The 16,628-nt window shown below is 62.0% G+C and carries 11 protein-coding genes; 7 read left to right on the top strand and 4 right to left on the bottom strand.

The genetic code is table 11. The features are described from left to right. Positions 1-7: 7 nt before the first annotated feature. From tssC to tssA, 7 genes are all read left to right on the top strand, one after another. Positions 8-1,498, top strand: coding sequence for a type VI secretion system contractile sheath large subunit (gene tssC / locus PQR32_RS27935; RefSeq protein WP_408234531.1), 1,491 nt, complete (start codon positions 8-10; stop codon positions 1,496-1,498). A 72-nt stretch (positions 1,499-1,570) separates the two neighbouring features. Beyond that, positions 1,571-2,074 carry an Hcp family type VI secretion system effector gene (locus tag PQR32_RS27930; protein WP_020070381.1) on the top strand — a complete coding sequence of 168 codons (504 nt, stop codon included), beginning with the start codon at positions 1,571-1,573 and terminating at the stop codon, positions 2,072-2,074. Positions 2,075-2,159: 85 nt separating this feature from the next. After that, on the top strand, positions 2,160-2,639 hold the full coding sequence (gene tssE / locus PQR32_RS27925) for a type VI secretion system baseplate subunit TssE (RefSeq protein ID WP_408234528.1): 480 nt from the start codon (positions 2,160-2,162) through the stop codon (positions 2,637-2,639). Between the two features lie 119 nt (positions 2,640-2,758). Further along, a complete protein-coding gene (gene tssF / locus PQR32_RS27920) occupies positions 2,759-4,597 on the top strand; it encodes a type VI secretion system baseplate subunit TssF (protein WP_408234525.1) in 1,839 nt (612 codons plus the stop codon). Then, on the top strand, positions 4,561-5,655 hold the full coding sequence (gene tssG / locus PQR32_RS27915) for a type VI secretion system baseplate subunit TssG (protein WP_408234522.1): 1,095 nt from the start codon (positions 4,561-4,563) through the stop codon (positions 5,653-5,655). Before tssF ends, tssG begins: the two co-directional genes overlap by 37 nt. A 35-nt stretch (positions 5,656-5,690) precedes the next feature. After that, positions 5,691-8,366, top strand: coding sequence for a type VI secretion system ATPase TssH (gene tssH, locus PQR32_RS27910; protein ID WP_408234519.1), 2,676 nt, complete (start codon positions 5,691-5,693; stop codon positions 8,364-8,366). 53 nt (positions 8,367-8,419) lie between these two features. Continuing rightward, positions 8,420-9,526, top strand: coding sequence for a type VI secretion system protein TssA (gene tssA, locus PQR32_RS27905; protein WP_408234516.1), 1,107 nt, complete (start codon positions 8,420-8,422; stop codon positions 9,524-9,526). A 99-nt stretch (positions 9,527-9,625) separates the two neighbouring features. Here tssA and PQR32_RS27900 read toward each other — a convergent pair whose 3' ends face one another. The 4 genes from PQR32_RS27900 to PQR32_RS27885 all read right to left on the bottom strand — a co-directional run bounded on the left by PQR32_RS27900 (position 9,626) and on the right by PQR32_RS27885 (position 16,568). Next, the gene (locus PQR32_RS27900) at positions 9,626-10,588 is read right to left on the bottom strand and encodes an OmpA family protein (protein ID WP_408234513.1); all 963 of its coding nucleotides are present in this window, start codon (positions 10,586-10,588) and stop codon (positions 9,626-9,628) included. A gap of 4 nt (positions 10,589-10,592) precedes the next feature. Continuing rightward, the gene (gene tagF, locus PQR32_RS27895; RefSeq protein WP_408234510.1) at positions 10,593-11,585 is read right to left on the bottom strand and encodes a type VI secretion system-associated protein TagF; all 993 of its coding nucleotides are present in this window, start codon (positions 11,583-11,585) and stop codon (positions 10,593-10,595) included. Next, complete coding sequence (tssM, locus tag PQR32_RS27890) at positions 11,582-15,463, bottom strand: type VI secretion system membrane subunit TssM (RefSeq protein WP_408234507.1); 3,882 nt, start codon at positions 15,461-15,463, stop codon at positions 11,582-11,584. Before tssM ends, tagF begins: the two co-directional genes overlap by 4 nt. A gap of 259 nt (positions 15,464-15,722) precedes the next feature. Continuing rightward, positions 15,723-16,568: a M15 family metallopeptidase gene (locus PQR32_RS27885; protein WP_408234504.1), complete on the bottom strand. Its 846-nt coding sequence runs from the start codon at positions 16,566-16,568 to the stop codon at positions 15,723-15,725. Positions 16,569-16,628: the final 60 nt, after the last annotated feature.

Genomic DNA, 16,628 nt, shown 5'->3' with positions numbered 1-16,628 from the left:
GTGTGAGATGAATCAGCAAACGGCAGCAGCCCAACTCGCTACCGCGCAAAGCGGCACGGAATCCACGCTGCTCGACGAAATCGTCGAGAAAAGCCGCGTGGCGAAGTCCGATTCCGAGCACGCGCGCGCGAAAGACCTGATCGGCGAACTCGTGCATCAGGTGCTCGACGGCACGGTGGTGGTGTCCGACAACCTGTCGGCCACGATTGACGCACGCGTCGCCGAACTCGACCGCCTGATCTCCGCGCAGTTGAGCGCGGTGATGCACGCGCCGCAATTCCAGCGCATGGAAAGCACGTGGCGCGGTCTGGACTATCTGTGCAAGGAAAGCAATACCGGCGCAACGGTCAAGATCAAGGCGCTGCATGCGCCCAAGCGCGACCTGGTGCGCGACTTCAAGACCGCGATCGAATTCGATCAGAGCGCGCTCTTCAAGAAGATCTACGAAGAAGAATTCGGCACCTTCGGCGGCTCGCCGTTCGGCACGATCGTCGGCGACTTCGAAGTGACGCGCCAGCCGGAAGACATGTACTTCATCGAACAGATGTCGCACGTTGCCGCGGCCGCGCATGCGCCGTTCATCGCGTCGGCGTCGCCCGAATTGATGGGCCTCGATACCTTTGCCGATCTCGGCAAGCCGCGCGATCTCGGCAAGGTGTTCGACACGGTCGAATACGCGAAGTGGAAGTCGTTCCGCGACGCCGAAGATTCGCGCTACGTCGGTCTGACGCTGCCGCGTTTTCTGGGCCGCCTGCCGTTCAATCCGAAAGACGGCGCCACGGCCGAGGGTTTCAACTTCGTCGAAGACGTGGACGGCACGGATCACAGCAAATACCTGTGGTGTAACGCGGCGTGGGCGTTCGCCGCACGCCTGACGGCGGCATTCGACGACTTCGGCTGGTGCGCGGCGATCCGCGGCGTGGAAGGCGGCGGTCTGGTGGAAGATCTGCCCACCCACACGTTCAAGACCGACGACGGCGAAGTCGCGCTGAAATGCCCGACCGAAATCGCGATTACCGACCGCCGCGAAAAGGAACTGAGCGACCTCGGTTTCATTCCGCTCGTGCACTGCAAGAACTCGGACTACGCCGCGTTCTTCGCCGCGCAATCGGTGCAGAAACCCAAGAAATACAGCACCGACAGCGCGAATGCCAACGCGGTCCTGTCCGCGCAATTGCAGTACATCTTCTCGGTATCGCGCGTCGCGCACTACCTGAAGGCGATGATGCGCGACAAGATCGGCAGCTTTGCGTCTGCACAAAACGTCGAAGTATTCCTGAACCGTTGGATCTCGCAGTACGTGCTGCTGGACGACAACGCGACTCAGGAGCAGAAGGCGCAGTTCCCGCTGCGCGAGGCGTCGATCCAGGTCTCGGAGATTCCGGGCAAGCCTGGTGCGTATCGTTCGGTCGCATTCCTGCGTCCGCACTTTCAACTGGACGAGCTGTCGATCTCTTTGCGGCTTGTCGCTGACCTGCCGAAACCGGCTAATTCATAAAGCCAGTCAGAAAACCCGGGCTGGCCGCCCGGGTTAGCTGTCAAAACCACCTCTTTGGGGAGTCGATGAGTTATGAAGGATATCTATTTAAAATTCGGCAATCCGGCCATCAAGGGCGAGTCCGCCGATAAGGATCATGCTGGCTGGATCGAAATCGATTCGTGGAGCCACTCGATCACGCAACCGCGTTCGGCAACGGCTTCGACGGCAGGTGGTCACACCTCCGAGCGCTGCGAACATGCCGACATGCAGTTCACGAAAGACATCGACGTGGTCAGCCCGCTGATCTATCAACACGCGTCGGGCGGCACGACGTTCGACGAAGTCACGATCGACTTCATGCGTTCGGATGGCGAAGGCAATCGCATCAAGTACCTGGAAGTCAAGCTCAAGTACGTGATCATTTCGAGCGTGACGCCAAGCGTGGTGGGCGAAGGCCTGCCGACCGAACAGTTCTCGCTGAAGTACGCTGCCGTGCAGTGGAAATACACGCAGCAGAAGATCGGCGGCAACCAGGGCGGCAACGCGCAAGGCGCGTGGAGCCTCACGAAGAACGACAAGACGTACGCGGTCTGATGCACGGGCGCACGCGGCGTGCGCGGCTCGAAAGAGTTGCCGCGCGCCGTTTGTGCCTTGCATCGATCCGTTTCTTCGGACGCTGATGAAACGCTTCGAACCCAGCTTTCTCGACAAGCTGTTCGACGACGAACCGCATCTGCCGGCATCTCCGGCGATGCGGCAATTGTCGTTGGAAGAATTGAAGAGCACCGTCGCGCGCGACGTCGAGGCGATCCTGAATACGCGCATCGCGCTGACCGAGCACGAACTGGCGGCGCTGCCGGAATGCCAGCGCTCGGTGCTCACGTACGGCCTGAACGATTTCGCGGGCTTGAGCCTTGCGAGCCATTACGACCGCACGTTCATCTGCAAATCGATTCAACAGGCCATTGCACGGCATGAGCCGCGCTTGCAGCAGGTAGCGGTCACGCTCGAATTGAACGAACAATCCACCAATGCGCTGAACTTCGCGATTCAGGCGCTGTTGGTGGTTCATCCGGCGGAAGAACCGGTGAGTTTCGATGCGATGCTGCAGCCTTCCACGTTGCAATACTCGGTGACGCGCGCACGCGCGAAGCTGTAGCTTGCGATTTTCAGTCGGTGTTTTTTGAGTAGTGGTGTTGAGTACCGCTTTGCCGCAGCCGTTACGCGCAACGGTGGCGATAGTTTGGGCGGAGAGGCTTCAGGTCCGGGGATAGATCGATGGAAGAATTGCTGCCGTATTACGAGCGCGAGTTGTCATTTCTGCGGCGCTATTCGCGCGACTTCGCCGAGCGCTATCCGAAGATCGCGGCGCGCCTGGCCATGTCCGGCGAGCATTGCGAGGACCCGCACGTCGAGCGGATGATCGAGTCGTTCGCGCTGCTCGGCGCGCGCATCAACAAGAAACTCGACGACGATTACCCCGAATTCACCGAAGCGCTGCTGGAAGTGCTCTATCCGCACTACCTGCGGCCGTTCCCGTCGTGCTCGATCGCGCAGTTGGGCACCTCCGCCGCGTTGAGTCATCTGACCGAACCGGTTCTCGTCGAACGCGGCACCGAACTCAAGTCGCGGCCCATTCGCGGCGTGCAATGCCGTTTCCGTACCGCCTACGATGTGACGCTGGCGCCGATCCGCATCTCGGAGGCGAAGTACACGTCGGTGGCGATGGCGCCGAGTGCCACCGTGCTGCCGGGCAATGCCACGGCGATCGTATCGATCACCTTTGAATCGACGGCGGCGCAACTCGATCTCTCCGCGCTCAAAGTCGGCACACTGCGCACGCATCTGCACGGCGAGCAGTCTTTTATCGCTGCACTGGCGGACTGTCTGTTCATCAACGGGGTGGCCACTTATGTGGAAGCCGATCGTCGCGGCGTGTGGAAGCAATTGCGCGAATCGCCGGTCGTTCAAGCCGGTTTCGACGAAGAAGACGCGCTGATCGACTATCCGGCCAAATCGCATCCGGCGTACCGGTTGCTGACCGAATACTTCGCGTTCCCCGAGAAGTTCAATTTCGCCGACTTCGATCTGGCGGCGATGACGCGCGCGAGCGGCCGCTGCCAGCGTTTGACGCTGCATGTCGTGTTGAAGGAAGTGCGCAGCGACTCGCACATTGCGCGTCTGCTGGATTCCCTGGCCGCGCATCATTTCCGCCTGTTCTGCACGCCGGTGGTGAATCTGTTCGAACAGCACGGCGAGCCGATCCGTATCAGCCATCAGGCGATTTCGTATCCGGTGATTGCCGAAGCGCGTCGCGCTTTCGCCTATGAGGTCTATTCGATCGATTCGGTGAAACTCGTCAGGCAACAGGCGCATGAAGAGTCGGTGATCGAGTTCCGGCCGTTCTATTCATTGCATCACGGCGAAGCAGCGCGTGCGGGTCACTACTGGTTCGCACGGCGCAACGACTGGGTCGCACAGAAAAGCCCCGGCTACGAGACTGAAATCTCGATCGTCGATATCGACTTCGAACCGGCTGCGCCGCAAACCGATACCTTGAGTCTCGATCTGACGTGTACCAATCGCGACCTGCCTGCCGGTCTCGCAGTAGGGCTGGAAGGCGGCGATCTGTTTCTCGAAGGCGGCTCGCTGACCGGCAGCATCTCGATGCTGCGCCGGCCCACGCCGAGCGTGCGCTTCGAGCATGGACGCGCCGCGCATTGGCGATTGATCTCGCATCTGGCGTTGAATCATGTGTCGCTCGCGAATAGCGGCCTGTCGGCGCTCAAGGAAATGCTCGTGCTCTACGACTTGCGGCGCACGGCGGTGTCCGCGCGGCATATCGACGGGCTGGTCGGCATCGAACAGCGCGCCGCCGTGCAATGGCTGCCGGGCAAACCGTTCGCCACTTTCGTGCGCGGCATCGAGATTCGTTTGACGATCGACGAAGAGCATTTCGTCGGCACGAGTCTCGCGTCGTTCGTGCGGGTGATCGACACGTTTTTTGGGCTGTACGTGCATCTGAACAGCTTTGTGCAACTGGTCGTCGTGTCGAAGCGCACTGGCGAGGAGATTCTGCGATGCAAACCGCGCAGCGGCGAATCGATCCTGGCGTAGTCGAGCAGCTTCTCGACGAGCCGCATCGCTTCGAATTTTTTCAGGCGGTGCGGATTCTCGAGAAGTGGTTCGCGCAGCAATCGCCTTCCCATACCGGACGTCCCGGCGAAATCGTCGCGCAGCGGATTGCTTTTCGTAATTCGCTGTCGATGTCGTTTCCGCCGAGCGAGATTCACGGCGCGCAGTCTTACGACGACGCAGGTGCGGCGCTGAAGGACAAAGCGCAACGCGCCGCGGCGCTCGAAGACGGCTCGCTCGACAAAGTCGATATCACGCCGGCCTTCTTCGGCTTGCTCGGCGGGCAGGGCGCCTTGCCTCTGCATTACACCGAGCAGATCATCGCGCGTGAGCAGATCAAGCGGGATCGCGCCGCGCGCGAGTTCTTCGATGTGTTCTCGAATCGTGCGACGGCGCTCTTCTACGCAGCGTGGAAGAAATACCGCTTGCCGTTTCACTACGAACTGGATCGCGACGAACGCTATTTGCCTTTGCTGCTCGCGCTTGCCGGCGTCGCCGACGACGATACGCGCAACAGCCTGCAAAGCGGCGACGGCGCGCTGTTCGACGAAGCGATTGCCGGTTATGCGCTGGCCGCGCGGCATCGGCCGGTATCGGCGGCTTATTTGCAACGCACGCTGTCTGAGTACTTCAAGGTGCGGGTGCGCGTCGAGCAGTTCATCGGCAAATGGTACGACGTGCCGCGCGATCAGTTGACCTTGCTGGGCAGCGTCAACGCGACGCTCGGCGCGACCGCGCTGGCGGGCGAACGCGTCTGGCAGCGCGACATGCGCGCGCGGCTCGTGATCGGTCCGCTCGACAAGGCCGACTACGAATCGTTCCTACCCGGCGCCGATCGCGCGGTGGCGCTCGAGCGCATGCTCACGCTGCTGGCGGGCGTCACGCTCGAATACGAGGTGTCACTGGTGCTGCGCCGCGAGGCCGTCGGACCGAGCCTGTTGAGCAAGGGCCCGCGCCTCGGCTGGGACGCGTTTCTCTGCACGAAAGAAGCCGACCGTGACCGCGCGGATGCCCGCTACGAATTGCACGTGATTCACTGACCATAACGAAAGAACCTGGACCCGGATCGCACGACATGAGCACGTCCCTCAATACCCTGATCGCCAAACTGAATCCGACCTGCCGGCAGGCGGCTTTGCTGGCGGCGAACAATTGTCTCGCGCGCGGTCACTATGAGGTCGACCTCGAGCATTTGCTGCTGGCGCTGCTGGATGAACCGGCGAGCGACGTCGCGCTGGTGCTGCGCGCGAGCAGGATCGACGCGCATGCGTTGCGCGCGGATCTCGAGCGCGAGTTGCAGCGTTTGAAAACGGGCAATACGCGCACGCCGGTTTTCTCGAAGCATCTGATCGAGTTGCTCGAACAGGCATGGCTGATTGCATCGCTCGATTCGCAGATAGGGCGGATTCGCTCAGGGCACCTGCTGCTGGCGCTGCTGAGCGCGCCTGATCTCGCGCAATTCGCCGAGCGTATGTCGCCGTTGCTGCGCGATGTGCGCGTGACCGACCTGAAGCACAAATTCGATGAGCTGACCGCGGGCTCGCGCGAAGTCGAGCGCAGCAACGAGACGCAAAGCGCGGGAGATAACGCGAGTGACCCAGCGGCGTCAGCCATCGCACCGGGCGCGCCGTCAAAAACACCCGCGCTCGACACATACACCAGCAACCTCACGCAGCGGGCGCGCGAAGGCAAGATCGATCCGGTGATTGGCCGCGAAGGCGAGATTCGCCAGACCATCGATATTCTGATGCGCCGCCGCCAGAACAACCCGATCATGACAGGTGAAGCGGGCGTCGGGAAAACGGCTGTGGTCGAAGGTCTCGCGCTGCGCATTGCCGCCGACGACGCGCCCGCGCCGCTCAGAGGCGTCGCGCTGCACGTGCTCGACATGGGTTTGCTGCAAGCGGGCGCAAGCGTGAAAGGCGAGTTCGAAAACCGCCTGAAAAACGTGATCGACGAGGTGAAGAAGAGTCCGCATCCGATCATTCTCTTTATCGACGAAGCGCACACGATCATTGGCGCTGGTGGGCAGGCCGGGCAGAACGACGCGGCCAATCTGCTGAAACCGGCCTTGGCGCGTGGCGAATTGCGCACCATCGCGGCCACCACGTGGAGCGAGTACAAGAAGTACTTTGAAAAAGACGCGGCGCTCGCGCGGCGTTTCCAGGTCGTGAAGATCGAGGAGCCGAGCGAGACGCTCGCCGCGGCCATGTTGCGCGGCATGGCGGCGTTGATGGAAAAGCACTTCAACGTGCGCGTGCTCGACGACGCGATCACCGAAGCGGTGCGCCTGTCGCATCGCTACATCAGCGGCCGGCAGCTGCCGGACAAAGCGATCAGCGTGCTCGACACCGCGTGTGCGAAAGTCGCGCTCGCGCACAGTTCGACACCGGCGGCCATCGACGACACGAAAAAACGCCTCGAACGTATCGACGCTGAAATCGCCGCACTGGAACGCGAAGTGGCGAGTGGCGCGCTGCACGACGAACGGCTCGCTGCATTGCGCGGCCTGCGTGAAGAAGACCTCAAGGATCGCGCCGAAGACGAAGCGCGCTACGACAAGGAACGCGCATTGGTGACGGAAATCGTCCGTTTGCGCGCGGACATCGACGCGGCGCGCGTGAGTAGCGCGGACCCGGAGCAAGCCGACAAGGCACAGCAGGCACGCGAAACGCTCGCCACGCGCGTGACTGAATTGCACGCCTTGCAAGGCGGCCAACCGATGGTGCCGTTGCAGGTCGACGGTCATGTGGTCGCCGAAATCGTCGCCTCGTGGACCGGTATTCCGCTCGGCCGCATGGTCAAGGACGAGATCCAGACCGTGCTGAACCTGCAGCCGCTGCTGGCCGCGCGCGTGATCGGCCAGGACCACGCGCTCGAAGCGATCGCGCAGCGCGTGCGCACCGCGAGCGCGAATCTCGAAGATCCGGACAAGCCCCGCGGAGTGTTCATGTTCGTGGGACCGTCGGGCGTCGGCAAGACCGAAACCGCGCTTGCGCTGGCCGATGTGTTGTACGGCGGCGAGCGCAAGATGGTCACGATCAACATGAGCGAGTATCAGGAAGCGCACAGCGTGTCCGGCCTGAAAGGCTCGCCGCCGGGCTATGTCGGTTACGGCGAGGGCGGAGTGCTGACCGAAGCGGTGCGCCGCAATCCGTACTCCGTGGTGCTGCTCGACGAAGTCGAAAAGGCGCACCCCGATGTGCTCGAAATGTTCTTCCAGGTGTTCGACAAAGGCACGATGGACGACGCCGAGGGCCGCGAGATCGATTTCCGCAACACACTGATCATTCTGACTTCGAACGTCGGCTCGCAGGCAGTGATGCAGGCCTGCCTGAACAAGAGCGCGGAAGAATTGCCCGACGCCGATGAACTCGCCGAGACTTTGCGTCCGCAGTTATACAAAGCATTCAAACCGGCGTTTCTCGGCCGCATGAAAGTGGTGCCGTACTATCCGATCTCCGATGATGTACTGGCCGAAATCATCGAACTGAAACTCGACCGGATTCGCCGCCGCATCGAGTCGAATCACAAGGCCGTGTTCGAGTGGGACGAGTCGCTGGTCGATGCGGTGCTTGCGCGTTGCACCGAGGTGGACTCTGGCGCGCGCAACGTCGATCACATTCTGAACGGCACGCTGTTGCCCGAAGTCGCGCAGCAGGTGCTGGAACGCGTGGCGAACGGTGTGGCGATCGAACGCATTGCCGTGCGCGCGAGGGAGGCGGGCGAATTCGATTACACGGTGGTGTGAACGGACGCGCCAATCTGTTTTAATGCCGTACCGGATACTTATTGCTTTCTTTCATGTCGATCAATCTAGACACGTTGCTGGCTCCGCTCAGCGAGACCTCACCTTGCGGCGAAGATCTGCTGTTTTCAGCGGATTTCGATGCGATTCAACACGCGCGCCGCTTCGAAGACCCGTCGCTGGATCAAGGCGAATGGGTCACGGAGATCAAGGAGGCGGATTGGCCCTTTGTCGTCGAGCGTTCGGTCAGTCTGTTGCAAACGCAGACCAAGGATTTGCGCCTCGCCGTCTGGCTCACTGAAGCACTCGCGATCGACGAGGGCATCAACGGTCTTTCGCACGGTTACGCGCTATTGACGGGGCTTTGCGAGCGCTACTGGGACCACGTTCATCCGCTGCCGGAAGGCGACGACACCGAGTATCGCCTCGGCAACGTCGCGTGGCTGGTTGGACGCACCAGCGATCTGCTGCGCGCCATGCCGCTCACGTCGTCGCAAGGCAACGCGTACAGCACGATCGATTGGGACGTGGCCGCCCACGTCGCGCAAGCCGTCAAACGTGATCCGGATCATGCGGACGATATCGCGCGCGGCAAGCCATCGATCGAACAGATCGAAGCGTCGAAACGCGCCACGCCGCCGGCGTTTTACTCGGCGCTGCTGCTCGATCTGAAAGCGTTCGAAGCGGCCATGCTCGCACTCGAACAGGAACTGGACCGGCGCGCCGCTGACTCCGCGCCGAGTTTCCGTCAGGCGAAGGATGCGTACGAAAACGTCTACCGGTTAGCCGAGCGTTTTGCACGCGAACTAGGCGTCGACGCCGAAGCGCCGCCGCCCGAGAAAACACCTGCGCCGAATGAACACGAACGCGCCGAGCCCACCTTCAAGACTGCACCGCAACGCGAGGAACCTGTGTTGACGACCATGCCGACGAGCCCGATTGCAGGAATCCAGAGCCGTGCGCAGGCCGTCGCGCAGTTGCGTGCGGTGGCCAGGTTCTTTCGCGGGACCGAGCCGCATAATCCTGCCGCGTATTTCGCCGACAAGGCGGCGGATGCAGCGGACATGCCGCTGCATCAATGGCTGTCGACAGTGGTGAAAGACGATGGATCGCTCGCGCATATTCGCGAGTTACTGGGTGTGAAGCCGGAGGAGAACAGCTAAACAAAGCCCTTAACGCAGCAAACAAAAAAGCCTGGCTTCGGTTATGTATCGAAGCCAGGCTTTTTTTCATGCGCGCCGCGCGGGCGCTAACTCGCTAACTCAAGACCCCGCGCGAAACTCGATGCGCCGATTCCGAGCCCGTCCATCGGTCGTATCATTCGACGCGATCGGCTGATCCGGACCGACGCCGGTCGTCGTCATCTGTTGCGGCGGGATGCCCTTGGCGACCAGATAACCCTTCACCGCGTCCGCGCGCGCCTGGCTCAGCGCGATATTCGACGTGCGGTTGCCCGAGTTGTCGGTGTGCCCGATGATCGCAACGGTCTTGGTCGTCATCTTCCCCATCGCAGCGGCCATCTGATCGAGAATCGCGCGGCCCTGCGGCGTGAGCGTCGCGCTACCGGTTTCGAATTCGATCGTGCGATTCGCGAGCGTCTGATCGAGCAGGCCTTGTTCGGAAGCGCTCACGCGCAGGCCGTTCTTGATCGTGTAGGTGGGATTCAGCGCGTTCGCCATGTCGCTCGCGAGCTGCTGGCGCTGCGATTCGTTATGCACTTCGCCTTTCACGTCGATCTGCGTGCCGTCGATTTTCAACTGGCCTTTGCTGATCTGCTTCAACTGCGGGCCGATCAACTTTTGGACATTAGCGGACCAGTTCGGCGGCGTCGCCACATCGGCGACTTCGATCTGATCGACCACATTGGCCGCGCCGTACGTGTCGCGCAAGCGCGCAAGCACGGCCGCCTTGGTCGCTTCGTCCGGCACCTTGCCGCCGACCACGACCTGGCCCGGCGTCGCGTTGACGGGCGGCGGCGCCGCGGTGATCGCGCCGGTGCCGGCGCCCGTCGTGCCGCTTGCGAGTCCAGCCGTGTTCACCGCAGGCCCGGCATTACCCACCGTGGCCGACGAAGCCGGCGGCAGGATCGTGGTGTGAATCGAAACGCCGCTGTTGTCGACCGGCGTGACGCGAGCCGGGCCGTCGTTGTCGGCATGCGCAAACGCGCTGAGCAGAAGACCCGCGAGCAGCACCGTCATGCGCGCGGTGGATGTGTTTTTCAGCATCGTGTCACGCTCCCGTGAATGCTTCGCGGAACGTGTCGATGCTGACGCGCAGCGACAGTTGCGGTTGGTCGAGGTAACTGACGAGCTTGCTGATGCCATGATCGTTTTGTGCGTGTTCGTCGATCCACTCGGGATCGTCGATATCGATGTTATGCGCCGCGTACGACTGCGGATCGACCACGCTGTGCAGCGTCTTGGCCGAGGCGCCGTTAAAGCCGATGATGAGCCGCTCGCGCTCGGCAATCGTGCCGATGAAAATCGCCAGTTCGAAATCCGCCTGCGCGACGAACGGCGCAATCAGTTCCAGCCAGAACGCGGCAACGAGGCTGCGGTAGAACGGATCGTTCGGCAGCGGCAAGGTCAGCCCGCGCTCGAGATGCGACGAGCCGCTTTGCATCACCGGACGCAGCAGCGAGCCGAGCGCCAGCATCGCGCCGCGCAGACGCACCGGATGGCCGCTCGCGAGCAGCATCTGTTCGAGCCCGGCGAGCGTCTGGTGTTCGACGAAATCGTTAAACGTGCCGTCGTGGGGATTGCCCGGACCGCCGCCGATCTCGATCGGCACCTGCGTTTCGCCGAGCGCCTGCAGCGCGCCGGGCGGCTCGCTGGCTGCGAGCAGCGGCTTCATCTGCGCCGCGACGCGCGACCAGAGGCGCGCGAAGGCGAGCGGACTGTGCGCGAGAAACGTCAACGGCTTCTCGACTTCCAGCGCGGTCGCGGCAAGAAATGGAAAGCGCCGTGACGATTGATCGTGGCTCGCCATCATATGCCCGGCGATCGCCAGCTTGCTGCGGGAACCGAGGAACGCGAAGTGCATCGGCTTGGCATTTTCGTAGACGATCTTCCAGCGCGGATCGTCGGTGAGCAGTTCCATTGCTTCGGCGATCCAGCGGTCGAGCGTGGCCAGCAACTGCGGGTTATGCGCGCTCTTTACAAAGTCGCCGCGCGACGGAATCTTGCCGAAGTAGGCGATTTGCGCCTGCACGGTTTGCGTCATTGCGCACTCCCTGTATTCGAAACCGCGGTGGCGGCCGTAGGCGGCCGCGCCGCGGGCGTTGCCGGCGCGGTGACGGGCGGGGCGCCTGGCGTACCCGCAGCCGTCGCGTTGACCGAGTTCGCCGCGGCGCTCACATCCGCCACCGAGGACGGCAACCGCAAGCCGCGCAGGCTCTGCTGTTGCGGCGCATCGCTGCTGCTGCTCGACGCCTGCGACGTGCTGATGATGCGCATGCTGACCGCTACCGTCACACTGCCTTGCGTCCACGACAGATCGAACGTCCCGTCCGGGCGACGCTTGCGCTGCGCCGAGTTGATCAGCTTCTCCAGACCGTAGCGGCCCGGTTCGTTGACCAGTTGCAGCGTGCGGCCGTCGAAGGTTGTGGCGCTCAATGTCGCGCCAGGCGAGCCCGATGGATTCGGCCACACGAAGTTGGTCCACTGCGGCGGTGTGTTGCGGTAGCGCATCTGCTGGCCGTCGATCGCCAGCGTGTATTCCGTCGTGCCGCTGCTCGGCTGCGGCAGGATCTGGAACACGGTCTGCGGTTCGGCGGAACTCTGACCCGACGCACCGGCCGCGCCGCCGGCGAGCGGCGCCACCCAGCGCGCGAAGCCGTTCGTGAAGTCAGGCGTGAGCGCGAGACCCATGTCGCCCCACGTGCGTGCCGTCAGCGTGTCGCCGCGGCGCACCGCAAGCGGCCCGAGCGTGGTGCCGACGAACTTGGCGATCGCGCCGTCCGGGCCGAACACCTGGGCGATTTCGCCGGCGCCGGCTTCGACCTTTGCGTCGCTGGCAAACGGATACTTGTTCGCAAGCGAGCCCTGGAAGCTCTGATACACCTGCGCATTCCACACCTTGTTGACTTCGACGCTGGCCGGCTGGATCACCACCGCATACGCCGCCATCAACGGACGCACGAGCAGCGGACGCAGGGCCTTGCGCTGAGAGTCGGTGAGGCCCGTGAGCATCTGTTCATCGACATACTTCAGCGAATCGGCGAGCTCGGAGCCGCTTCCGTCGAGCGTCTGCTGCATCAACTGACGCGCGCCCGGTCCCGGATCGCCCTGATTCTTGATCACGTTAAAGCGCGTGCGGACTTTCGACAGCGTATCCATATAGCCCTTGAGCATCGAACCGTTGTCGCCGCTCACGACGATGCGGCCGAGCGCCGAGAACTCCTGACCGATCGGACCCATCGGCACTTCAACCGGATTGCCGTTGATGTCGATGTTCGCGTTGATCTGGCCAGTCGGCGCACGCGAGAACCAGTTCTTGAACCAACTCGTGACGCCGGTTTGCGCGCGCTTCAGATTCGCGTTGAAGAGCGACGGGTTGTCCCACGAAGTCTGGTCGTACGCGGTTTCGAGCACCTTGCGGATCGGCGAGTCCTGCGGATCGCCGAGACGGTTCATCGCATCCACGGCCTGGCCGAAGCTGCCGAAGCTCTGCACCGCAATGCCTTGCATGAACTTCTGCCAGTGCATCGCGTACTCGGTCTTGTACATCGCGACGAGCGCTTTCTGGATCTGCTCGGGGCTGCCTTCGAGCGTCAGGTCGTCGTGCGCGGACGTGTTGAGCACCCAGTCCTTCGCCTGCAACTCTTTCGTGGCGGCGTCGCGAATGGCCGGCTGCACGTACTGGAACCACGCTTCACGCGTGAAGGTGCCGGGGATTGCATAGCTGCCCGCCACCAGCGCCGTATTGTTTTCACCGACGATGCGCGCGATCGTCATCGGCGCGAAACGGGTCGACGCACGCGCCTTGATTTCCTCGTAGACGCGCTGACGGGCCGGCATGCCGCGCACCACGCGGCGCAGGTTCTCACGCGTTTGATCGACGAGGCCAAGGTTCTGGTCGATCATCGGCCAGTCGTCGTCGGAGACGCGCGCGAGGTAGAACGTGATCATGCGCTCGGCGCTGCGGATCATCTCGTCGCGAGGCATGTTGCCGCGATTCGTTTCGAGCCAGCCGCGCCAGAAGCGCGCGACCTGGTCGGTGAGGTGGGCCGTTTCCACGTGACGCTTGTCGCTCAGCATCAGGTAGGTCTTGAGCGCGTTGTACGCATCTTCAACATTGGTCGGCGAGGCGTCGCTATACAGACCGCCCTGGCTGTTCGCGATCATGGCCGAATGCGTGGAGACCGGAATCGCGGCGGCGTCCGGCGCGCGGTTCAACGGCGCGAGCTGATCAGGATGCGCGTTGACGTCTTTCAGAAACGACGCGAGATTCTGCGAGACCGGATCGAGCAGGATCTGACGCACGCCGTTGTAGTACTCGGTGAGCAGACGCTGTTCGAGGCGATCGCCCTGGTAAAGACCGAGCGACACCGCGAGCGGCCGGTCGCGGCGGAACTGTTCGAGCTGGTCGATGCGGTCCTCGAGCACGTCCATGGCCTGCAGGCGCGATTGCAGATCGTTGCGGTTCTGCTGCAGGCGCACGACATTGTCGAGGTCGGCCTGCACGTTCGCCGTGAGCTGCTGGTTGTTGACCGTCGACCAGGTCCAGCCGCCGAGCGCCAGCGCGAGCACCGCGACAAAGCCGAAGAAGGTCGCATAACGCATGCGCGTCTTGGCGGGGCTGGCGAATTGCCTGACCGTTTGCCGGTCGGCGAAAATCACCTTCGAGAACAGATCGCGCAGGAAGAAGCCGTTCTTCGAGAACGCGCTATGCGGCTTGGGCAGGCTATCCGAACTCAGGCCGAAACGGTTTGCGATGCGCGTGGCCGCGGCGCTATTGGTTTCACCTTCCTGCAATGCGCTGGTGAAGTAGAAGCCGCGGAAAATCGGCTTGTACTGGAACGGGTTGGTCTCGAACAGCGTGGCGAGAAACGCGCGCAACGCGGGCTTGATGGTCGAGAATTCGAGCGGGAAGCTCAGTTGGCCCGGCGAGAGCTTGTTGCCGCGATTGATCGACATCTGCGCGACGCTGATCTCTTTCAGGCCGTCGTACAGTTCCTCGAAGTGTTCGTCGAAGAGACCCACCACGTCACGCTTCTCGTCGGGCTCGTAGGGCAGGGTGGCGCCCCACACGCGGTCGTATTCGTGACGCTCGCTGCCGCTAAAGAATTCGGTGAAGCCGGTAATCAGGTCGGCCTTGGTGAACATCACATACACCGGCGCGAATACTTCGAGCTTTTCGGTCAACTCCTGCACGCGCTGCCGCAGGTTCTTCGCGAGATTGATCGCGAATTCGGGCTTGCTGTTGGTCAGTTCCGCAATGCTCGCCGTGACGATGATGCCGTTGATCGGTGCCTTCGGCCGGAAACGTTTGAGCAGGCCGAGGAAGCCGAGCCATTCGGTGCGGTCTTCCTCATGCACGGAGTAGCGGCCGGCGGTGTCGAGCAGAATGCCTTCGGTCGTGAAAAACCAGTCGCAGTTGCGTGTGCCGCCAATGCCGTGGATCACTGCGTTGTTCTTGTCGGCGAACGGGAATTGCAAACCCGAATTCAGCACCGCGCTGCTCTTGCCCGCAGCGGGGTTGCCGATCACGATGTACCAGGGCAGCTCATACAACGCCGAACCGCCCGAGACCTGGCCGATCTTCGACGTCTTGATGGTCTTCACCGCATCGACGAGGCGCGTGCGCAGCACGTCGAGTTCGGCCTGGCGCGCGGGCGTGGGCGCGGGACCGGCTTCGGCCTGCTTCTCCGCCTGCTGCTCGAGCATCTCGCCGAGCTTGCGGTTCGCGCGGCGCGCACGCAGACGGCGCGCGATCCACACCAGCAGCCACAGCGCGATCACCGCACCGAGCACGAAGGCCGGCCACATCAGGTCGATCTGCAAGGTATCGGCGCCGATGAACAAAACAGCAGCGAGCGCGAGCAAGCCGATGATCGAGAGCGTGCGTGTGTGGGTCAACACGTTGAGAATGCGTCGCATAAGCCGTTCAGGTCTTGATGATGAGTGTTGTGGCGCGTGGTGTGGCGGACAGCATGGCGCGCGTACGCCGTTTGAAATAAAACGAAAGCATATTCAGGCGAAAGCGAATGCGGCCGAATTGTTAAATCGGCAATAGCCGGCCATGGCGACGATGAGCGGAGCAATGCCGTTATGCGTGCGGCATTGCCGCTTTTTGCCAGAAAAATTGATTGAACACCCCATGTCAACCTCTTTATTACCCGGTTTTACCCATTGCGCCTTAATGACCGCGCCCGAGGACGAAGCCGGGTTTGTGATATTCGACGTGCCCGAGATCCATCATTTTCCAACGGCCACCCCACGTCAGACCGACCTGTTCGGCTGTCTGCCCGTATAACTGATAACCTTGCATGGCCCAGGGATCTTTTTCTGAAATGACGAGCTTGCCGTCGCGCAAAAACGCATTGTCCGTGGCAAGACCGTATTGGTGATAGCTTTGAAACGCTGCGGCATTGGTGACGTTGCCCCCCATTTGCGCCAGTCGGTTTTGCCGCTCCGGACTGCGATAACCTTCCAGCAATGCCATTTCATACCCGTATTGCTCGCGCATGATTTTGTAAACGAGCAATAAACGCGTTCTGAAATCGGCATCGAGCAAATTCCAGTCGCGGCTCGCGTCTTTAAGCGCGGGCCGGATCTGCTCGACTTCCTGCGTTGCGAATACCTCCGGCGGCAACGGCGGCGGGGGCACGAGCTGTTCGCCGTTCAATAACGCAGCAATTTTCTCGTCCGGAACCCGTGCAGTGTCATCGAATTGGAATAATTGCCGCCCGCGTAAAGCCAAAGCCACCAATGGAGGCGTCGCAAGAATACCTGTCGTGGTAAAAATCAGCAAGCGCCGCTTTACCAGTAACTTTTGCATATCGACTGCTGTCGATTGCGAAATTTTTGCCGAGCGTGCTAATTGACCGCGAGCGCGCGATGCGCCACGCGATGCTCCGCGCATAACACGGCCGTGAATAGTGAGCGCCGCGCCTAATAAAGAGGCGCGTACCGCCGGCAATAGCAGCATTGCAGCGATCACGACGGCGATGGCGAAATAGGCGAGAAGTACTACGGCAATCAAAGGCAACCCCGGAAATTGGAAACAATTGTATTTTGTAATGCTTGCTCTTAGAATCAGGCC

The sequence above is a fragment of the Paraburkholderia dipogonis genome (assembly GCF_046027395.1).
GTDB lineage: Bacteria > Pseudomonadota > Gammaproteobacteria > Burkholderiales > Burkholderiaceae > Paraburkholderia > Paraburkholderia dipogonis_A.
This window is presented reverse-complemented; position numbering and strand designations above follow the sequence as displayed.

What these genes read in the sequence shown, in the direction of transcription:
- tssC (WP_408234531.1), top strand. Translation starts at nt 8, where the DNA reads ATGAATCAGCAAACGGCAGCAGCCCAACTCGCTACCGCGCAAAGCGGC.
- PQR32_RS27930 (WP_020070381.1), top strand. Translation starts at nt 1,571, where the DNA reads ATGAAGGATATCTATTTAAAATTCGGCAATCCGGCCATCAAGGGCGAG.
- tssE (WP_408234528.1), top strand. Translation starts at nt 2,160, where the DNA reads ATGAAACGCTTCGAACCCAGCTTTCTCGACAAGCTGTTCGACGACGAA.
- tssF (WP_408234525.1), top strand. Translation starts at nt 2,759, where the DNA reads ATGGAAGAATTGCTGCCGTATTACGAGCGCGAGTTGTCATTTCTGCGG.
- tssG (WP_408234522.1), top strand. Translation starts at nt 4,561, where the DNA reads ATGCAAACCGCGCAGCGGCGAATCGATCCTGGCGTAGTCGAGCAGCTT.
- tssH (WP_408234519.1), top strand. Translation starts at nt 5,691, where the DNA reads ATGAGCACGTCCCTCAATACCCTGATCGCCAAACTGAATCCGACCTGC.
- tssA (WP_408234516.1), top strand. Translation starts at nt 8,420, where the DNA reads ATGTCGATCAATCTAGACACGTTGCTGGCTCCGCTCAGCGAGACCTCA.
- PQR32_RS27900 (WP_408234513.1), bottom strand. Translation starts at nt 10,588, where the DNA reads ATGCTGAAAAACACATCCACCGCGCGCATGACGGTGCTGCTCGCGGGT.
- tagF (WP_408234510.1), bottom strand. Translation starts at nt 11,585, where the DNA reads ATGACGCAAACCGTGCAGGCGCAAATCGCCTACTTCGGCAAGATTCCG.
- tssM (WP_408234507.1), bottom strand. Translation starts at nt 15,463, where the DNA reads ATGCGACGCATTCTCAACGTGTTGACCCACACACGCACGCTCTCGATC.